2 protein-coding genes are annotated in these 887 nt (G+C 26.7%); both read left to right on the top strand.

Annotation, left to right across the window (positions count from 1 at the left end; all coding sequences use genetic code 11):
* Positions 1 to 658 (top strand): glycosyltransferase family 8 protein (locus A9G30_RS00760; protein ID WP_065587748.1); only part of this gene is annotated, 658 nt, incomplete at its 5' end.
* Positions 659 to 687: 29 nt separating this feature from the next.
* Positions 688 to 887: hypothetical protein (locus tag A9G30_RS13130; protein ID WP_218057670.1), on the top strand; the 200-nt coding region annotated here is incomplete at its 3' end.

The raw sequence follows: 887 nt of genomic DNA on the forward strand, positions 1-887 counted from the left end.
CAAAATTGATAAATTTATTTACTTAGATGCAGATACCCTATGTTTTTCTGATTTATCGCCTATTTTAAATATCAATATAGATTCGGTTATTTGTGCTGTCACACCTGATTCGTTAGATAAAAAGAAGATGTTAAAAAACACAGAAAGGCTTGAACTTACTTCAGAAAGCTATTTTAACTCAGGTTTTTTATACATTAACACTGACAATTGGATTAATTTTGATACGGAGAATAAAGTAAACACAATATTACTATCTGCAAAAACAGAACGTTTAATTTACCCAGATCAAGATGTGCTAAATATAGTTCTACAAAATCAAGTCTCATATATAGATCCTAATTGGAATTACTTATTTACTTGGATGGATGATAAACAAAAGGAAACATTTTTTTATAATAAAAAATCTTTACCCTATATTATTCATTTTACTGGTCCTAGGAAAATGTGGTACACCGAAAATGAAGGTCTTGCACAAAATTTATATACATATTATAAGCATTTTACCCCTTGGGCAAATAGCCCACTAAAATCATATCAGAACAAAATGAGGCCAGTCGATTATAGAGTTTTTTCTGCACAATTTTTTAGGAAAGGTTCCATTTTAAAAGGGATAAAATTTTACATCACTTACTTAATTAAAAAATTACTATATAAATAGATTATGGAAATGATTAAAGGTTCTATCTAATGTTAAAAATAAAAAATTTAAGTATTCCAATTTTAACTAAACAAAACATTTTGGTTGTCGCGTACTTTGCAGTTATTTTGATCGCTTTTTATATTATAAATATTGGTAATTTAAACAATTTTAGTTATACGTTTCTAATCTATATGCTTTTTTTGGCATTTTTCCCAAAAACTAGATGGATAAAATTACCAATATTTGG

The organism is Gilliamella sp. Fer4-1, assembly GCF_001690515.1.
In the GTDB taxonomy this organism is placed as follows: Bacteria; Pseudomonadota; Gammaproteobacteria; order Enterobacterales; family Orbaceae; genus Gilliamella; species Gilliamella apicola_C.